Consider the following 16,459-nt stretch of genomic DNA (forward strand, 5'->3'; position numbering starts at 1 on the left):
TCCGAGCCCCGTCATCGGCTTGACGCCGCTCGCGCACCGGCAGCCGCTGCTCCCCGTGCCGTGCCGTGCCGTGCCGTGCGGTGCCGTGCCGTGTCTTGGCGAGCGCCCGAGCCCGCGTCGGCGAACACGAAGCGCCGCGGGCTGACCGTTCTCAGCGCGTCACACGTCGGCGATCAGGACATAGCGTTCATCGTCCACAGGGCCACCCCAGAGATCCGGGTCATCATCGAGCGGCTCAACGCGCAGCCCAGAAACAAGGGACCGCACTGCTGCTGCCAGGTCGCCGGCACGGATTCCGCCGTTCCACGGCAGCGATTCGGCGCCGCTCACGTACGGCACACCGCTTTGGCCCGACTCCCTCCACCGGCCTTCGACCAGCACCAGCCGACCGCCCGGACCCAGGCGGGACACCCACTCACGCAACGCGGCCTCCGGATCAGGCAGCGTCCACACCAGGTGCCGCGACAGCACGACGCCGAAGCGCTGTTCCCCAGTCGGGGGCATCATCGCGTCGCCGACCAGGAAACGGCCTTCGAGACCAGCGCTGCTGAACTTCGCACATGCCTGCTCGACCATGCGCGGGGCCAGATCAACTCCTGTTACCCGGTGCCCTGCCTCGGCCAGCAGTGCGGACATCGATCCGGTGCCGCAACCGATGTCGAGCACGTCGACGGGATCGGCCGGCATCCAGGAACGCAGGAGTCGAGCCCAGGCAGCACGTGTGTGGTCAGCCCGCAGGCCGTGGTCGGGCTCGTCATCGAAGGCCGCTGCAGCGGCATCCCAATACGCGGTGATCAAAGCAGTGCGGTCAGTCATGAACCAATGTTCCCCGCAACCACTGACACTCCCGAAGCTCGGTGCGGTGTCAGTCCTCGGTTCTGGCACAGATCTTGGGGAGCGGTCGCGGAACGTCACCGGGGCAACAGCACGAGTTGGGTCAGCCCTCGGGGTGGTGTGACGGACAGTCGAAATTTCCGGGCACTCTCGCGCGATCATGTGGAACTGGTCGGCGGCCCGCTGGACGGGCTGCTGCTGATGTCCGATCACGGCGGGTGCGCTCCGGCGAGCCCCGTCAGGCCAGCAGGAGGAGCGGCTGCCACCTGCGGCGACGGTCAGGACTGCCGGGCCGGTCCGTCAGCGCACCGGCCGCCAGGACGCCCCGCTGCGGGGAGTGGGCGGAGAGGGTACGGACCAGGACGGTGGCGGCCATCGCGGAGAGGGCCACAACGGTCAGGGTGCCGGGGCGGGGCGTGGACATGGCGGGTTCCGTTCCGTGGGGCCGCGGGCCGTGTGCCCGGCCCGTCGGCCTATGGGACGCAGAACGCCGGTCGGCGCGGGGTGTCCGCCGCGCCGGTCACCGCCACGCCACCCGAACGGCCGCCGAGGCAGGCGGCGGATGCGCCGTACGGGCCAATCCGGCGCTCTCGGCTGGCCCTCCCGCCCAGGAATCGATCAAGGTGTCCAGCGTGGCCGAGTATCCCGCCGCCCCGGCATCCTGTGCCCCGGCACCCCCCACCGCACCGCCCCCGCCACCCCTCGTGCCCGAACCGCGCCGCCCCGTCGCGCGGTCGCGGTCCGCCCGCCCGGGCCCGGCGAAGTCCCCGGTCACGGGGCGCCTCTTCGGCCTCCTCCACGGCCGCAGCCTGGTCTACAACGTCTGCTGGGAGGACCCCGCCCTCGACCGCGCCGCACTGCGGCTCGGCCCGGACGACCACGTCCTGGTCATCACCAGTGCCGGATGCAACGCCCTCGACTACCTCCTGGCCGGCGCCGGCCGGGTCAGCGCCGTCGACGTCAACCCCCGCCAGACCGCGCTGCTGGAGCTGAAGAGGGCCGCCGCCCGCAGGCTGGAACACCCCGAGTTCTTCGCCCTGTTCGGCCACGGCCGCACCCCCCGCGCCCGCGTCCTGTACCGCGACGTCCTGCGGCCCGACCTGTCCCCCTTCGCACGCCGCTACTGGGACCGGCACATCGACGCCTTCGCGGGACGCGGCCCGCGCGGCTCGTTCCACCACCACGGCACCGCGGGCCTCCTCGCCGCAGTGATCATGTTCGTCCTGCGCCGCGCCGAAGGGGTCGGCCGCGCCTTCGAGGACCTCTTCGCCGCCCCCACCCCCGCCCACCAGGCCCAGGTGTACGAGTCCCGGCTGCGCGAGCCGCTGCGCACCGCGGCCCGCCTCGCCTCCCACCCGCTCGCGCTGGCCCTGGCCGGAGTCCCCCCGCAGCAGCGCCGGGAGATCACCACCGAGTACCCCGGGAGTACGGAGGGGCTCGTCCAGGACGCCTTCGACGCCGTGTTCGGCCGGCTGCCCCTCCAGGACAACTACTTCTGGCGCGGCTACGTCCTCGGGTCCTACACCCCCGACTGCTGCCCGGAGTACCTGAAGAGGGAGAACTTCCTCCCGCTGCGCGACGCCCTCGACCGGCTGGACGCGCACACCGCCACCGTCACCGGATTCCTCACCGCAGCGCCGCGACCGAGCGTCTCCAAGTTCGTCCTGCTGGACCACATGGACTGGATGGGCTGGGCCGATCAGGGCGCCCTCGCGCAGGAGTGGCAGGCGATCGTGGACGCCGCCCGCCCCGGCGCCCGGATCATCCACCGCAGCGCCGGACTGACCACCCGCTTCCTCGACCCCGTCCGTGTCACCCACGGCGGCCGCCCGCGCCCCGTCAACGACCTGCTGCGCCGCGACACGGACCTCGCCGCCCGGCTCCACGCGCGGGACCGGGTCCACACCTACGGCAGCTTCCACATCGCGGACCTCCCCTGACCCGCCCCGCCCCGCCCCGACCCGACACCCGCCCTACCGAACACGGAAAGGACGCGCCCCGCATGGGAATCAGGTCGGAGCTCCAGGTCGTCCGCCACATGCTCTTCCCCCGCGCCCGCGGCACCAGGCCGACCGAGCGCATGGAGTCGTACTACGCCCCCACCGCCCACGCGTACGACGCGTTCCGGGCGGGCGACCGCCTGCTGCACGCGCGCGGGGCCCTCTACGGCAGGCTGCCGCTCCGCGAGGGCGACCACCTGGTCGACTTCGGCGCGGGCACCGCGACGGGCATCGAACGCCTCGGCGACGAACGGCGGCGGCTGTGCCGCCGGATCACCCTCGTCGACGCGTCGGAGTCGATGCTGCGGGTGGCCCGCGACCGCGTCGAGCGGCGCGGCTGGCACAACGTCACCACCGTCCACGCCGACGCCACCCGCCACCGCCCGTCCGACGGCCCGGCCGACGTCGTGGTGTTCTCGTACGCGCTGACCATGATCCCGGACTGGTTCGGCGCGATCGACCACGCCCTGTCGCTCCTGCGGCCCGGCGGAGTGATCGGCGTCTGCGACTTCCACGTCTCCGCCAAGCACCCGCCCGCCGGACTGGTCCGCCACGCGGCCTGGCAGCGGCTGCTGTGGCCGGTGTGGTTCGGCCACAACAACGTCTTCCTCTCCGCCGACCACCTCCCCTACCTGCGCCACCGCTTCGAGACCGTCCACCTGGAGCAGTGCCTGGCACCGGTCCCCTACGTACGCGCCCGCGTCCCCCACTACGTCTTCATCGGCCGCAAACCCGCCGCCGCTTCCCCACACCCCGCCGAGGAACCATGCGCCTGCTCCTGATCCGCCACGGCCAGACCCCCGCCAACCTCGACCACGTCCTGGACACGGCCGAACCGGGCTCGGCCCTGACCGGCGAAGGACTCCGGCAGGCCGCCGCGCTGCCGGACGCGCTGGCGGGGGAGGACATCGGCGCGCTGCTGGCCTCCACCCTGCTCCGCGCCCGGCAGACCGCCGCCCCCCTCGCCCGCGCGCTCGGCGTGGAGCCGCTCGTCCGCCGGGAACTGCGGGAGCTGGAGGCCGGGGTGTGGGAGGGCCGCCGGGACGCGGACGCCGTCAGGTCCTACATGTCCACGGCCGTCGCGTGGGGGGCCGGGCACACGGGCGTCCCCATGCCCGGCGCCGAGGGCGGCGCCGCCTTCCTCGCCCGCTACGACGCCGCGGTCGCCGAGGCCGCCGCCCTGGGCGCGCGGACCGTCGCGATCGTGGCGCACGGGACCGCGTTCCGGGTGTGGACGGCGGCGCGGGCGCGGAACGTGTCCGTGGAGTTCGCCACCGCCCACGCCCTGCCCAACACGGGCGTCGTGACCCTGGAGGGCAGCCCGGAGGAAGGCTGGACGGCACGGTCCTGGACCGGCACGGCACTGGGCCGGGACGCGCCCGCCGCCGTCAGCGGCTGACGACCCGCTCCGCCGCGAGCTCCCCGGCACACCCCCGCACCGAGGGAGCGGCCCCGTCCGCACGCCGGCCGGGGCGCCGCCGCCCCGGCCACCCCACGGCGCTGGCCACCGCCTCCCGCGTGTCCGCGCCGGCCTCGTACGCCTCCACGGCCCGGCACAGCAGGAGCACCTCGTAGTCCATGGACAGTCCGAAGGCCACGCACAGGACCAGCACGGGAACCAGGACATCGGTCACCCCGGTGGACGTGAACCCGCCGAGCACGCCCCGCAGGTGCCCCCGCTGGAAGACCAGCACCATCGTGCCGAACACCGCCGTCAGGCTCAGCACGTTCAGGACGAGGGCCTTGAGGGGCAGCAGGACGCTGCGGGTGTACCGGCCGTGGTCGCCCTGGCCGTGGTCAGGGCGACCACGGCCAGGGCCCACGGAAGACCTGCCCGGACGTCGTCCTCCAGGTCCGCCAGCCATGCACGAGTGCGGACCGGCCTCCCCGGCCCGCTGCCGCCTCACGGCCGGCGCCCTGCCCGTGGCGCGTAGGTGTCGACGTAGACCTGACCGGACAGCCGCGACACCCTCCGCATCAGCAGCAGGGTGAGCTCCCGCAGGACCGCCGTGGTCGCGAGACCGTCCGGGCGCCGCTCCCGGGCGAGGAACCCCTCGTAGGGCAGGGGAGGTCCGAAGCGCACGGTCACCGGGTGCGGGCGCAGCCCCGAACGCCCGACGGGCTGTACCCGGTCGGTGCCGGTGATGCCGAACGGCACCAGCGGCGCGCCCGAGGCGAGGGCCATGGCCGCGACCCCCGACCGGCCCCGGTGGAGCCGGCCGTCCGGGGAGCGGGTGCCCTCCGGGTAGACGACCAGGCCGGCGCCGCCGGCCAGGGCGCCGGCGGCGAGGGCGAGGGACCGGCGGGCGGCGGCCGGCCCGCCGTCGCGGTCCACCGGCAGGAAGCCCAGCCCGGTGCACCAGGCCCGGGACAGCAGCCCGCCGGGAGAACGCGTACGGAAGTACTCGGCCTTGCCGAGGAACACCAGCCGTCTGGGCACCGCTGCCATCAGGAAGAAGGTGTCGCAGGCCGACAGGTGGTTGCCAGCGAGCAGGGCCGGCCCGTCGCGCGGCACGTGCTCGGCCCCTTCGACCCGCAGGGGGCAGAGGGTGGAGGCGGCGAGGCGCATCACCGCCCGGGTCCCGGCGTAGACGAGCACCGCGCTCAGCCCGCCCGGGCGGCGCCGGCGCCGCCCGCGTCGCGGACGAGGACGTCCACGGCCTCCCGCCAGTGCCCGGCCAGGACGGCCGCGTCGGGCACCGAGGCGTCGGCCGTGAAGGAGCACACCGCCTCGTCGCGCCACAGGGCGAGCACCGGCTGGTACGGGAAGTCGGCGGGCAGGCAGTTCAGGCCGGTGAGCCGTACGGCGGGGCGGCCGGCGAACCCCAGGTCGGCTGAGGTGGTCAGGACCGTCGTCTGCACCCCCGTACGCGCGAAGATCCGATCGGACACCGCCCTGGTACCGGCGACCCCGAGCCGGCCCAGCGCATCGCCCAGTGCCCAGCGCGTCGCGGGCTCGCGGCAGCGGCGCGTCTGCCGTGACAGCAGCCGGGCCCGGCGGGCGAGGTCGGGCTCGTCGTACGGGACGTCGAGGAGGACGACCGAGAACCGGTTGCCCGGGTAGGGGTCCCGTCCCGTGCGGGCGAGGGAGACGGGGACGGCGATGCCGCGCGGCCGGCCCAGTTCCGTGGTCCAGCCCGTCCGGTCCGTCCGCTGCGCGGTACGCGACAGGGCGCTCAGGTGGACGTCGAGGACCGAGCAGCCGAGACGGCGGGCGGTCGACCGCAGCAGGTCCACGCTCACCGAGGCCGTGGACAGCACCCGCCGGCCCGCGCGGGGACCGGGCGTGAGGGCGGTGCGCGGCGGGGGGAGGAAGAGCCGCAGCGAGGCCGCGGCCTGGCGCGCCTGCGCCGGGAGCCGGGCGGTCAGGGGAGGCACGGCCGGGCGGCCGGTGGCCGCGGGACGGTCGGTGCCAACCTCCCCGGTCCGTTCTTCCGCGCCGAAGAGGACGGGCAGGAGCCGGGCCATGCTGACGCCGTCGTGCAGGCCGTGGTGGCCGCGGTAGGCCAGCAGGTGGCGGCCGGGCTCGTGGCCGTGGACCAGCCAGACCCCCCACGGGCGTCCCACGCCCGGCACGGGGGCGTCGAGGAGGGCGTCGTACGGCTTCGCCCCGGGCGCCAGGCGCAGTTCCCGGACCCGGTCGCGGAGGGCGGTGCCGCCGTCCGCCGCCTGCGGGAGCCCCGCGCTCCGCCGCAGGACGTGCTCGCGCACCGCGTCGAGCCGGGGCGGCGGGCCCTCGAACTCCAGCGCGGCGCCGATGTGCAGGTAGTGCCCGGAGCCGGTGCGCTCCATCTCCCAGATGACCTGGTCCACCGCCGGGTAGGCGGCGGCGTCCGGCACGGCCATCGTGCTCCTCTCGTCCAAGGGCCGCCGCTCAGCCGTCATGCGCGAGCTCGGGCCAGGTCAGGGTCGTCGCCGCCCAGGCCAGGCCGGCGCCGAAGGCGGCGACGGCCGTGCGCTGCCCGGGCAGGAGCAGGCGGCCGCGGTGGGCGTGGTCCAGCAGCAGGGGCACGGACGCGCCCGTGGTGTTGCCTACGTGCTCGATGTTCGACAGCCACCGCTCGCACGGAACGCCCAGCCGGGTGGCGAGGGCCCGCGAGATCCGGGCGTTGGCCTGGTGGACGGCGAACCGGTCCACCTCCTCCAGGGCCCAGCCCGCCCCCGCGGCAGCTGCCGTGACCGCGCCGCCCATGCGGTCGAGAGCCTGCCGGAACACCTCCCGGCCGTCCATCCGCAGATAGGGGTCCGGGGCGTGCGCGGTGTACCGGTACCGGGTGAGCGAACCGCCGGCCGGGAGCTGGATCAGGTCCGCCCGGTCGCCGTCGCTGCCCAGGACGAACGGACCCAGGGCGCCCGGTTCGCCGGAGCGCCCGGCCCGCAGGACGACGGCACCGGCCCCGTCGCCGAAGATCGGCGAGGTGGCCCGGTCGTCCGGGTCCAGCACCGCCGACATGGTGTCCGCGCCGATCACCAGGATCCGCCGGCAGGTACGGGCGCTGATCAGTCCGGCGGCGACCGAGAGGGCGTAGACGAAGCCCGAGCACGCCGCCGACACGTCCAGGGCGGCCGCTCCGTTGAGCCCGAGCCTGGCGGCCACCTCGGGGGCGCTCGCCGGGCAGAGCCGGTCCGGTGTCGCCGTCGCGAGCACCACGGCGTCCGCCTGCCCGTGGCCCTGCGACTTCAGCGCCCGGGCCCCGGCCTCCACCGCCATGGTGACGGTCGCCGTCCCGGGTTCGGCCCGGCGGCGGCTGCGTACGCCGGTGCGCTGCCGGATCCAGTCGTCGGTGACCCCGAGCCGGGCGGCCAGGACGTCGTTGCCCACCACGTCCGGAGGCAGCCACGACCCGACCCCGCACAGGACGGCCGCTGGGGGCTGGGGCCCGGTCACCGAGTGGCGGACGGCTGGACGTGCCGCTCCATGAACGCGGCGACGTCCCCGACGGTCCGCAGGGCGTAGAGCCGGTCCTCGTCCAGGGTGACGCCGAGTTCGTCCTGGACGATGAGCACCAGTTCCGTGACGGCGAGGGAGTCCAGCCCCGCCTCGTCGGCGGTGGCCTCCGGCCGCACCGCGTCGGCCGGTAGCCGGAGGCGTTCGACCATGATGTCCCGCAGCCACTCGTACATGGGGCTCTCCTCTGGTGGACGTCTGATTGGACGGATCCGTCGCGGAAGAGAAGCTTCCATATGGCGCGGTCCGATGGCCGCCGTGGCGGCCGCCCGGCACACGGCAACCGCAAGATCAACACGAACGGCGGAAGCACCCTCCGTGCCGCCGCCCCGAAGGAGCGCCCACTGCGGCCCCCAACCACCAGTTCCTCAGGGCCGGTTGGCGGAGGCTGCCCCGAGCTCGCGGCATGCGTGAGGTACCCGCCCGCCGTCAACGCGCCGCGCGGAGGTTACCGGTTAGGGGGCCGAGGCCCCCGTACGCCAGGCGGCTCGGCGCCGGCCGGTGCCACCGCACGTCAGGTGTCAGCACGAATCCGGGTGGGGTGGGGAGACGTAGATCGCGGACAGCACCCCGGCGCCGTTCACCGTGACCGGGACGGGCGCGGTGGTGTCGGCCAGTTTCAGGTCGTACGGCAGGGCCTGCAGCGGCAGGTCCTCGCCGAGGTAGGCCACCGAGACGGTGCCGCGACAGGCCGAGGCCCCCGGCGGCGCGGTGTCGGGTATCCGGCCGTCCTGCGGGCCGGCCGGGTGGGAGGCGGTGCCGACGAGGGTGTACGAGTACTCGTAGCGGGCCCCGCTGACGACGTTCGCCTCGTGCGTCTTCTTCAAGTCGACCCAGTAGTGGGCGAGTTTGACCGCGACCGCCTCGCAGGGGCGCTTAATGTCCTCCGGGGTGAAGTTCAGCCCGGAGGAGTCCAGCGTCAGGCCCTTGGTCTGGTAGCCCCCGCTGGCGCTGCGCAGTTCCTTCAGATACCCGGTCAGCTGCTCGACGCTCATCCCGGCGGTCCGCACGCACTCCTTGGGCGCGGTGGACGACGGGCTCGCGCCCGGGGCGGGGGAGCCGGTGGCGGGCGTGTAGTGCGCGAGCCCGGAGGGCGTCGGAGCCGGGCCCCGGGCGGAGGTCTCGCCACCCCCCGAACATCCCGAGAGGGCCGACAGCGCGGCCACGAGGGTGGCGGGCAGTACGAACAGCGCACGCGCGCGGTGCATGTGTCCCTCCGGGTGTGATCGGGGCGGCTCCACCAGCCGGATCCTCTCAAGCGCGGAAGGACACGCGCAGGCGTTCGGACCAGGAACCGGGTCGGGAGGGACATGACATCCGGCTGCCGGCCGGACCTGGCCTTGAGCGGCCGACCGGACGCGTCCCGGAACGTACCGGCCTGCCTCAGCCGGTACCGTCCCGTACCAGATAGTTGATGATGGCCACACCGCCGGTGGCGTAGTTGGCGACATCGGCTGCCAGCCGCTGGCCGTGCGGCGACGCCAGCGCCGCGTCCATGGCGGCGGCGTCGGCGAAGTCGGCTTCGAAGACCGCGAAATACGGCGCTTCTCCCTCGCTCGCCGCCACGTCGAGGCTGTAGCGCCACGCGATCGGGCCGGGCCAACTCGCGACCAGCGGGAGGTGGCTGGTCACGTAGTAGTCGCGGAAGTGCTCAGGGTCGGCGGGCTCGGGATACAGGACGACGAGCTTATGCACGCCGACCTCCGTCCGGAGACGTCAGCCGGCTGCCCCACTCGCAGGCACCCCACCCGTGCATGGCCGTCTGCGCGAGCGCGCCGGCCTGGTCGGTGTCCGGCGGTTCCAGCTGGGCTGTCCGTGACATCGGCTCTCCCGTCGAGTTCGTTTCGGAATCAGAAACGCCAGGGATGCTAGTGTTTCGAATAACGAAACGCAAGGAGGGGGAGGGTCATGCCGACACCGCGCCCAGGAACACCGGTTCGCGGATCGACGACCGGCCGTCCCCTCATGGCCGCGATGGACCTGTTCGGCCGGCGGTGGGCGCTGCGCATTCTCTGGGAACTCCGGGCGGGTCCGCTCGGTGCCCGCGCGTTGCTGGCACGGTGCGAAGGGCTGTCGTCCAGCGTCCTCTACCAGCGGCTCCGCGAACTCGCATCGAGCGGGATCATCGCCCCCTCGGACGATGGCTACGAGCTGACCCGGCTGGGGACAGCGCTCCGTGATGCCCTCGGTCCGCTCGACGACTGGGCGATCACCTGGGCGAAGGAGCAGGAACGCAACGATCAGGAGCCCACGGAGCCGTGAGGGTCACGCCTGACCGGGCGGACCGGTGACGTCCCGGACACCGACTCGGGACACGGGCTGCTCAAGCGGCCTGTGAGAACCCCTCGGCCACGGTCTCGTCGCCGCGCAGAGGGACGGAAGCTGACGTCGTCCACGTCCATGGCCCGGTCCCGGACGGTACGACCGCCCTTCCTCCGGAGGATCGAGGAGGGCACCAGCGACCCCCTCTTCACCGCCCCGCTGGACGGTACCGGCCTGGCGTCCGCCGGGTGGTGACCGGCCGTGAGGTGTGTGTTCTGCCGGCGGGCGCCCTCCTGTTCGGACTGGGGCCGTTGGGCTACCGGCTGGCCGGCGCCGAACCGGGCACCGTCCCCGAGCAGGTCCGGTGGGTCCTGCGGCGGCGGACTGAGGAAGGGCTGTCAGCGGTCACGCACTTCCCCACGGTCTACACGATCAGCGTCACGTAATTCCCCACCCTCGCGGTCGCGCTTTCCCATGGGGACGGCGGTCGTGTCTGGACGCAGTGGAGGCACAGGCAGGGGACCGACTCACTGAGCGGGCGTCATCTGTAGTCGTCGGCTTTCCGCACCTCGCCGAAGCGCGGGAAGATCCGCTCCACGGCGAACTCGTGCTCATCCGCGGTCAGTCCGGACATCGCGTCGGCTACGAACTCCAGTTGGTAGCCGTGGTCCGCCGCGGCCCGCGCGGTGGACTCGACGCCCATCGTGGTGACCAGTCCGGCGATCACCAAGGTGTCCGCACCCAGATTGCGCAACTGCTCGTCCAGATCGGTTCCGTAGAACGCGCCGATGGTGCGCTTGACCACCACGATGTCGCCGCCGTGTACCAGGCCGTCCGCGAAGTCGCTGCCCGGCGGTTGCTCGGCGACGTTCGGGCGCTCCACTCGCACCAGTACCACTGGCCGCCCGCTCGCCCGGAACGACTCGGCCAACTCGCGGCAGAGTGCGAGGACTTCGTGACCGGAGTGCGGGGCGAGGGGGAGGGCGATGATGCGCGGCATCAGGTCGATGAGGATCAGTGCGGAGGTCATGACGCCGATCGTAGGGCCGGCCGGTGCGCCGGCAGTCAGGTACCCCGCCGGCACCCGTTGCGTGCTCGCTGCACAGACGGCGCCAGCCTCGGCCCGGCCACCGTATCAACCGGGAACGGGGGAATCGCGCGACGTCTTCCCTGGGGAATCGCGTGACCGTCGACAAGGGCACGCACGAGCGCCTCGACGCCCTTCCACCGTGGGAGGGGCTGATGGGGCGGGGCCGTGGAGGCGGCGGCCGGCCGCTCGCGTACCCAGCACTATGAAAGGCTGTGGCATGCCCCATCACCTGCGGTTCTTCTTTGAGTGCGGCGTCGACACTCCGTTGTGGCCAGGCCCATCGGGCATGCCGGACCTCGACAGTCCCTACGGATACCCCTGCGCTCCGGAGGAGCTGCCCATCACTCCGGGTACCAGCGATGAGCTCGCCAGGCTCGCCGACCTGTATCAGTCCTCACTCGACTGGGACAACCCGGCGGGCCCCTCGCCCTGGACCCGCGACCAGCAGGAATCGTTCCAGCGCGAGGCCGATGCAGCCCTGGAGGCATTGCGCCGGGAGCTGGGGGACGACTGGACGGTTGAGGACCAAAGGCGCTGACGGCCGACAACTCGGCTCAGCCCGCCAACCGGAACGCTCAGCCACACCCGGGTGACCTCTGACAGGTGACCTTGACCGTTTGCCATCGGATCTTGACCGCCACCTGGCTCCTGCCACCTGATCTTGACCAGTGTTGGGGAAACGGTGGGGGTTGCTGCACACCCACGCGATGCGCACCGGCAGGGCCGTCATCCGGCGAAGTTCCTCGGCGGTCGGCGTCTCGGAGCTTCGCCGGAGCGGTGACCGCCGGGACGTCTGCACGGCCTCCACGGGACACGTGGAGATCGACCCGTTCTGAGTTTCGTGTAACCGGTCTGCGACAGCGGTGTACTGGAACGAAACGTCGGGAGCTCTTTGATGCATGTTGCATTCATAGTGATCGGACAACGGCCGAGATCCAGACCGCCTCGGCCCGACCATTGATGACCAAGGGGCTCTTCCATGTCCGGCAACCGCCGCAAGGCCATTCTCGTCTCCGCAGCCCTCATCGGCGGCACCATGCTGATGACCGCGTGCCAGGCCTCGGACGCGGCCTCGGACACCGGCGCCGCACAGGGCTCCACCCCCTCCGCCCGGTCCACGCCCTCCGCTGCTCCGTCCGGGAAGCCGGGTACCCCGTCGGGCTCGCCCGCGGCCAACGGCAAGGGCTCGGGCGCCGGCGACGGCAGCGGCGGGCCCAAGCAGGTCGGGCAGGCCTGCCGCGCCAACGACATCGCCTGGAGCACCAAGTCCGAGAGCCAGGCCGGCGGATACATCCTGATCACCGCTAAGGCGAAGCCGGGGATCACCTGCTACCTTCCCGCCAAGCTGCCGACGGTGGCGTTCGGATCCGACGGTACGGAGGCGGGCCCCGCCGAGCAGTCCCCCGGCCGGCAGATCGAGCTGACCGGCGGCACGGCCGCCTACGCCGGGGTCAACCCGAAGACCACCAAGGAGAACGGCGGCAAGGAGCTGGACAGCATCATCGTCGCCGTCGGCAACGACGACCCCGACCCGGTCTCCCTGAAGGTCGGCACGATCACCGTCAACCGCCCCGTCGTCACCAACTGGCACACCTCCCCGAAGGACGCCGTCCCCGTGAAGTGAACGGCCCGTTCATCCACGGGCGCGGGCCTCGGCGGCGGCCTCCAGGTCGCCCATCCAGGCTCCGAGTCCCCGGCGGAGGACGGCAGTCGCGGCAGCTCGGGTGCACGGCGTGCCCCTGCTGCCGTCAGGCGCCGCATCGATCGCGCCCGCCTGGGCGAACCGGAAACCAGACCTGATCGCGTCGGTCAGGGGCAACCACCCTGATGAATGCCTGCGGGACAACCCTCAGGTGCCGTCCTCCGGGAGCGCGGCGAGGGCCTCGGCGGTCGCGAGGGCCCCCAGCGCCGTCCGGCGGACCGACTCGTCCGCGTCCTCGGCGGCCCGTTCGCGCAAGAAGCCGAGGGTGGCGGGCAGCCTCGGCCATCCGAAGGCGGACACATGCAGCGCGGCCGCACGGACCGTCCTGCTCGGGTCGGTCGACGCAGCCGTACGCACCGCCTCGCGGGCGGCCGGATCCGCCTCCATCAGCCAGGCCATCCAGTGCAGGGCGTTCCGCCGCACGTCGCTGTCGGGATCGGCGGTCATGCGGTCGAGCAGCAGACTCCGTACCTCCGGACGGTCGGGCCAGTGGCGGGCCAGGATCTCCAGGGCCAGCCCACGCGGACCGCGTGCCTGGTCGGTGCCGGCGCGCCGCAGCAGCAGCTCCCGGATCTCGTGACCGTCAGCCCACACCTCTCCCAGCAGCCACATCGCCTCCTGGCGGGGCCCCGGGTGGGGGTCGGCGTCGGCCCGTCGCAGCAGCAACTCCCGGACTTCCGGGTGCTCTCCCCAGCGGCGCACCAGGAACTGCATGGCCACCCGCCGCACGTCGTGGTGGGGATCGGCCGACGCTCTGCTCAGGACCAGTTCGCGGGCGTCCTCCCGGTCACGCCAGCGCCAGGCCAGGGCCTCCAGGGCCTCGATGCGCGGTGCCGGATCGGGGTCGTCGACCGCCCGCCGGAACAGCAGTTCCTCCACGCCCTCGTGGTCCTTCCACCGCCAGGCCAGCACTTCCAGCGCCCCGCGCCGGGGTTCGGGGTCCGGATCGGCCAGCGCCTGACGCAGGGCCAGGTCCCGGACCTGCGGGTCGGTACCCCAGATGAGGGCCATCGCCTCCAGCGCCTCCCCCCGGGGGCCCGGGTCCGGGTCGGCGTCGACCCGGTCGAGCAGCAGCTGCCGGACGCCCTCGTCCTTCCGCCGCTCCTGCGCCAGGAGTTGCAGCGCACCCTGACGGGGTCCGGGGTCCGGGTCCGCGCCGGCCCGGGCGCTGATCATCCGCCAGGTGTCCGCGTGCTCGGGCCAGTGCTCCCGGAGCATCCCGAGCGCCTCCCGCCGGCACCCCGGGTCCTCGTCCATGACGGCCTGACGGAGGACCAGCTCACGGGCGTCCTCGGCGTGCCGCCAGCGTCCCGCCACGGATTCGAGGGCGGAGCGGCGGGGGCCCGGTTCCGGGTCGGCCACCGCCCGGTCGAAGAGCAGCCGGCGGATGCTCTCCTCCTCCTTCCACCACCGGCCGATGTTCTCCAGCGCCGCCTGGCGCGCTGCCCCGTCCTCGGCGTCCAGAGCGGCCAGGACCAGCTGCCACGCCTCGTCGAGGTCCGGCCGGCGGTTGATCACGGTGCGCAGTACTTCCCAGCGGGCGGGAGCCGGCGAGTGCCGCGCGAGGAGGAGCGGCATCCCGGGTTCGGCGTGCAGGGCGCAGGCGATCCTCGGGGGCAGCGGGAACGGGGAACGGAACTGGCCGCGCAGCAGGTACCAGCGCAGCAGCCGGCGGCGTCCGCTCCAGCGGGGGCCGAGCACCGCCAGGGCGGGCAGTACGCCCTCCAGGGCCAGCTGGGCCGTCCGGCCCGGGTTGCGTTCCAGCGCGTCGATCAGGGCGTCCGTGACCGCCCGGCTCTGCGCGCCGAGCGCGCCGACCCTGCGGACCTCCGCCAGCGCCCGTACGGCCAGGACCAGCATGTCGTGCCGGGTCGTCCGCGCATCCCGGGCGTGCAGCTCCAGGAACGCGTCGACGGCGTGCGCGGCGTCCCGGTCGCCGAGCTGCCCGATCAGCAGGAGCAGGACCTCGTGCCAGGCCGGGTCGTCGGCGCGGCGTACGAAGACCTCCCGGACCAGCTCCTCCTCGTCCCAGGCGCGGTCGCGCTGGTAGCGGCGGGCGATGTCGTCCGCCGCCAGGTACTCCAGGAACGCGCGGTGCACGAAGCCGTACACCTCGTCGCCGAAGCGGCTGAGGATGAAGTTCCGCTCCCGGAACTGCCGGATCATCTCCCGCCCGGCAGCGGCGGCTTCCTGCCGCGGCAGGTCGTACCGCTCGGCCAGGTAGGCGGCGAACACCGACTCCACCTCCTGGCCGTGGATGTGGTTCCCGGCGATCCCGTACGCCCCCTCCTGCATGCGCCGGGCCAGCAGCCGCAGCAGTTCGCGCCGGTCCTCGTCGTCCAGGTAGCGCAGGGCGTCGGCCCGCGCCGGGGCCGCCAGGTACTTGGCGTCCTGGTCCCAGTGGGCCACCAGGATGTCCACCGCGTGCCGGTAGACGCCCTGCCGGTCACGGGGCAGTTCCTGCCGCCGTCCGATGATCGACAGGATGGTGAGCAGGAGCGGGTTTCCGGCGAGCTCCCGTACGGGCCGTGAGGACGCGACGGTGTCGGTGAGGCGCCCGCGCAGCCGTGCGGCCGAGTCCGGGTCGTCGGGACAGACCACGGCGTACCAGCGCCGGACGAACTCGGCGATCTGGTGCCGGGCGAGATCCTGGATCATCCAGTGACCGAAACCGGCTTTGCGCAGGACCTCGTGGTGGTAGCCGATCACCCGGGAGGTCACCACGATGCGGGTCTGCGGATACTGCCCGGCGAAGCCGGCGATGCGCCGTGCCGTCTCGGCCCGGACCCCGGGGTCGAACAGCTCGTCCAGGCCGTCGAAGACGACGAGGGCCCTGCCCGTCTCCAGCAGGACCGCCAGCACCTCGCGCGGCACCGACATCCCCTCCATGGTGCACACATGGTCGAGGTAGTCCTCGAAGGACCGGTCGCGCCAGCGCGCGTCGGCGTACCTGCGCAGTTCCAGCACGACCGGAACCCGGTCGGCCAGACCGGCCAGCGACGGGGGCGGGGAACCGGAGGTGAGGGCCAGCGCCAGGTAGTGGGCGAGGGTGGACTTGCCGGCTCCTGGATCGCCCAGCAGCACCAGGCGCCCCTGCTGGGGGTCGGCCAGCACCTCCAGGGCCTCCACCGGCGGCCGGTCCCGGTAGGCCCGGCGCACCCGTTCCAGCCACTCCCCGTCGAGCCCCGGAGGCAGTTCCTCCGGGCGCAGCACCCCGCCGTTGTCCGCCAACCGCTCGCGCAGCTCCCGGGGCAGCTCCACCGGGGGCGGGTCCGCCCGGAGCCGCGGCGGTACGAACACCTCGCGGAGCTCCACGGCAGGATGCTCCCATTCCTGGCGGGGGATCAGCACCTCCAGGTCCAGCCGCCCGTACGCCGACCGGACGCGGGCCGCGTACCGCTCCACCTCACGGGCGATCCGCTGCTCGTCGGGGGGCACGTCGGCGGCGGGCCCCAGGTGGATGTTGGTGACGACGGCGCCCGCGGCCATGGCGTTGCCCACGGCGTTCCCGCCGACGCCGATCGAGTTCCGGCCGTTGGCCGAGACCTGCCGGGGCGCACCGTGGGGGCCGGGAGCCGCATCCGCGCCCCCGCCGTTCGGCCGGCCGCCGGCGGGCGGGGGCG

18 protein-coding genes are annotated in these 16,459 nt (G+C 73.5%); 7 read left to right on the forward strand and 11 right to left on the reverse strand.

The genetic code is table 11. From position 1 onward, the window contains the following. Positions 1–159 precede the first annotated feature (159 nt). Together ACQKM2_RS13585 and ACQKM2_RS13590 are read right to left on the reverse strand one after the other, a co-directional pair. Complete coding sequence (locus tag ACQKM2_RS13585) at positions 160–816, reverse strand: class I SAM-dependent methyltransferase (protein WP_427709260.1); 657 nt, start codon at positions 814–816, stop codon at positions 160–162. Positions 817–1,072: 256 nt separating this feature from the next. After that, positions 1,073–1,258 (reverse strand): hypothetical protein, encoded by a 186-nt coding sequence (locus ACQKM2_RS13590; RefSeq protein WP_427709262.1) that lies wholly within the window; start codon positions 1,256–1,258, stop codon positions 1,073–1,075. A gap of 208 nt (positions 1,259–1,466) precedes the next feature. Here ACQKM2_RS13590 and ACQKM2_RS13595 point away from each other — a divergent pair, with 208 nt between their 5' ends. The 3 genes from ACQKM2_RS13595 to ACQKM2_RS13605 all read left to right on the forward strand — a co-directional run bounded on the left by ACQKM2_RS13595 (position 1,467) and on the right by ACQKM2_RS13605 (position 4,233). Beyond that, positions 1,467–2,774 (forward strand): DUF3419 family protein, encoded by a 1,308-nt coding sequence (locus ACQKM2_RS13595; RefSeq protein ID WP_427709264.1) that lies wholly within the window; start codon positions 1,467–1,469, stop codon positions 2,772–2,774. Positions 2,775–2,836: 62 nt separating this feature from the next. After that, the gene (locus ACQKM2_RS13600) at positions 2,837–3,616 is read left to right on the forward strand and encodes a class I SAM-dependent methyltransferase (RefSeq protein ID WP_427709265.1); all 780 of its coding nucleotides are present in this window, start codon (positions 2,837–2,839) and stop codon (positions 3,614–3,616) included. Further along, positions 3,601–4,233 (forward strand): histidine phosphatase family protein, encoded by a 633-nt coding sequence (locus ACQKM2_RS13605; protein WP_427709267.1) that lies wholly within the window; start codon positions 3,601–3,603, stop codon positions 4,231–4,233. The genes ACQKM2_RS13600 and ACQKM2_RS13605 overlap by 16 nt, the downstream gene beginning before the upstream one ends. Here ACQKM2_RS13605 and ACQKM2_RS13610 read toward each other — a convergent pair. From ACQKM2_RS13610 to ACQKM2_RS13640, 7 genes are all read right to left on the reverse strand, one after another. Beyond that, on the reverse strand, positions 4,223–4,657 hold the full coding sequence (locus ACQKM2_RS13610) for an MMPL family transporter (protein ID WP_427709269.1): 435 nt from the start codon (positions 4,655–4,657) through the stop codon (positions 4,223–4,225). The genes ACQKM2_RS13605 and ACQKM2_RS13610 overlap by 11 nt on opposite strands. An 80-nt stretch (positions 4,658–4,737) precedes the next feature. After that, entirely contained in the window at positions 4,738–5,433 is a 696-nt protein-coding gene (locus ACQKM2_RS13615; protein WP_427709271.1) for a lysophospholipid acyltransferase family protein, read from the reverse strand. Positions 5,434–5,438: 5 nt separating this feature from the next. Next, positions 5,439–6,680, reverse strand: a complete 1,242-nt coding sequence (locus ACQKM2_RS13620; RefSeq protein ID WP_427709273.1) for a hypothetical protein — start codon at positions 6,678–6,680, stop codon at positions 5,439–5,441. Between the two features lie 28 nt (positions 6,681–6,708). Then, positions 6,709–7,722: a beta-ketoacyl-ACP synthase III gene (locus ACQKM2_RS13625; protein ID WP_427709275.1), complete on the reverse strand. Its 1,014-nt coding sequence runs from the start codon at positions 7,720–7,722 to the stop codon at positions 6,709–6,711. After that, positions 7,719–7,958 (reverse strand): acyl carrier protein, encoded by a 240-nt coding sequence (locus ACQKM2_RS13630; protein WP_427709277.1) that lies wholly within the window; start codon positions 7,956–7,958, stop codon positions 7,719–7,721. Before ACQKM2_RS13630 ends, ACQKM2_RS13625 begins: the two co-directional genes overlap by 4 nt. A gap of 345 nt (positions 7,959–8,303) precedes the next feature. Then, positions 8,304–8,990: a hypothetical protein gene (locus ACQKM2_RS13635; RefSeq protein ID WP_427709279.1), complete on the reverse strand. Its 687-nt coding sequence runs from the start codon at positions 8,988–8,990 to the stop codon at positions 8,304–8,306. 175 nt (positions 8,991–9,165) lie between these two features. Further along, on the reverse strand, positions 9,166–9,477 hold the full coding sequence (locus ACQKM2_RS13640) for an EthD family reductase (protein WP_427709281.1): 312 nt from the start codon (positions 9,475–9,477) through the stop codon (positions 9,166–9,168). A 270-nt stretch (positions 9,478–9,747) separates the two neighbouring features. Here ACQKM2_RS13640 and ACQKM2_RS13645 point away from each other — a divergent pair, with 270 nt between their 5' ends. Together ACQKM2_RS13645 and ACQKM2_RS13650 are read left to right on the forward strand one after the other, a co-directional pair. Continuing rightward, positions 9,748–10,044, forward strand: a complete 297-nt coding sequence (locus tag ACQKM2_RS13645; RefSeq protein WP_427709283.1) for a winged helix-turn-helix transcriptional regulator — start codon at positions 9,748–9,750, stop codon at positions 10,042–10,044. Positions 10,045–10,292: 248 nt separating this feature from the next. Continuing rightward, positions 10,293–10,490, forward strand: coding sequence for a hypothetical protein (locus ACQKM2_RS13650; RefSeq protein WP_427709285.1), 198 nt, complete (start codon positions 10,293–10,295; stop codon positions 10,488–10,490). Positions 10,491–10,585: 95 nt separating this feature from the next. Here ACQKM2_RS13650 and ACQKM2_RS13655 read toward each other — a convergent pair whose 3' ends face one another. Continuing rightward, positions 10,586–11,074, reverse strand: a complete 489-nt coding sequence (locus ACQKM2_RS13655) for an isochorismatase family protein (protein WP_427709287.1) — start codon at positions 11,072–11,074, stop codon at positions 10,586–10,588. 346 nt (positions 11,075–11,420) lie between these two features. On the opposite strand from ACQKM2_RS13655, the gene ACQKM2_RS13660 reads away from it, so the two are divergent. Both ACQKM2_RS13660 and ACQKM2_RS13665 read left to right on the forward strand, forming a co-directional pair. Further along, positions 11,421–11,672, forward strand: a complete 252-nt coding sequence (locus ACQKM2_RS13660) for a hypothetical protein (RefSeq protein WP_427709288.1) — start codon at positions 11,421–11,423, stop codon at positions 11,670–11,672. Between the two features lie 441 nt (positions 11,673–12,113). Next, entirely contained in the window at positions 12,114–12,758 is a 645-nt protein-coding gene (locus ACQKM2_RS13665) for a DUF4232 domain-containing protein (protein ID WP_427709290.1), read from the forward strand. Positions 12,759–12,983: 225 nt separating this feature from the next. Here the strand turns inward: ACQKM2_RS13665 and ACQKM2_RS13670 are convergent, their stop codons facing one another. Further along, positions 12,984–16,337: a HEAT repeat domain-containing protein gene (locus ACQKM2_RS13670; RefSeq protein ID WP_427709292.1), complete on the reverse strand. Its 3,354-nt coding sequence runs from the start codon at positions 16,335–16,337 to the stop codon at positions 12,984–12,986. Positions 16,338–16,459 lie beyond the last annotated feature (122 nt).

It is taken from the genome of Streptomyces sp. NPDC004126 (assembly GCF_050275515.1).
Taxonomy (GTDB): domain Bacteria; phylum Actinomycetota; class Actinomycetes; order Streptomycetales; family Streptomycetaceae; genus Streptomyces.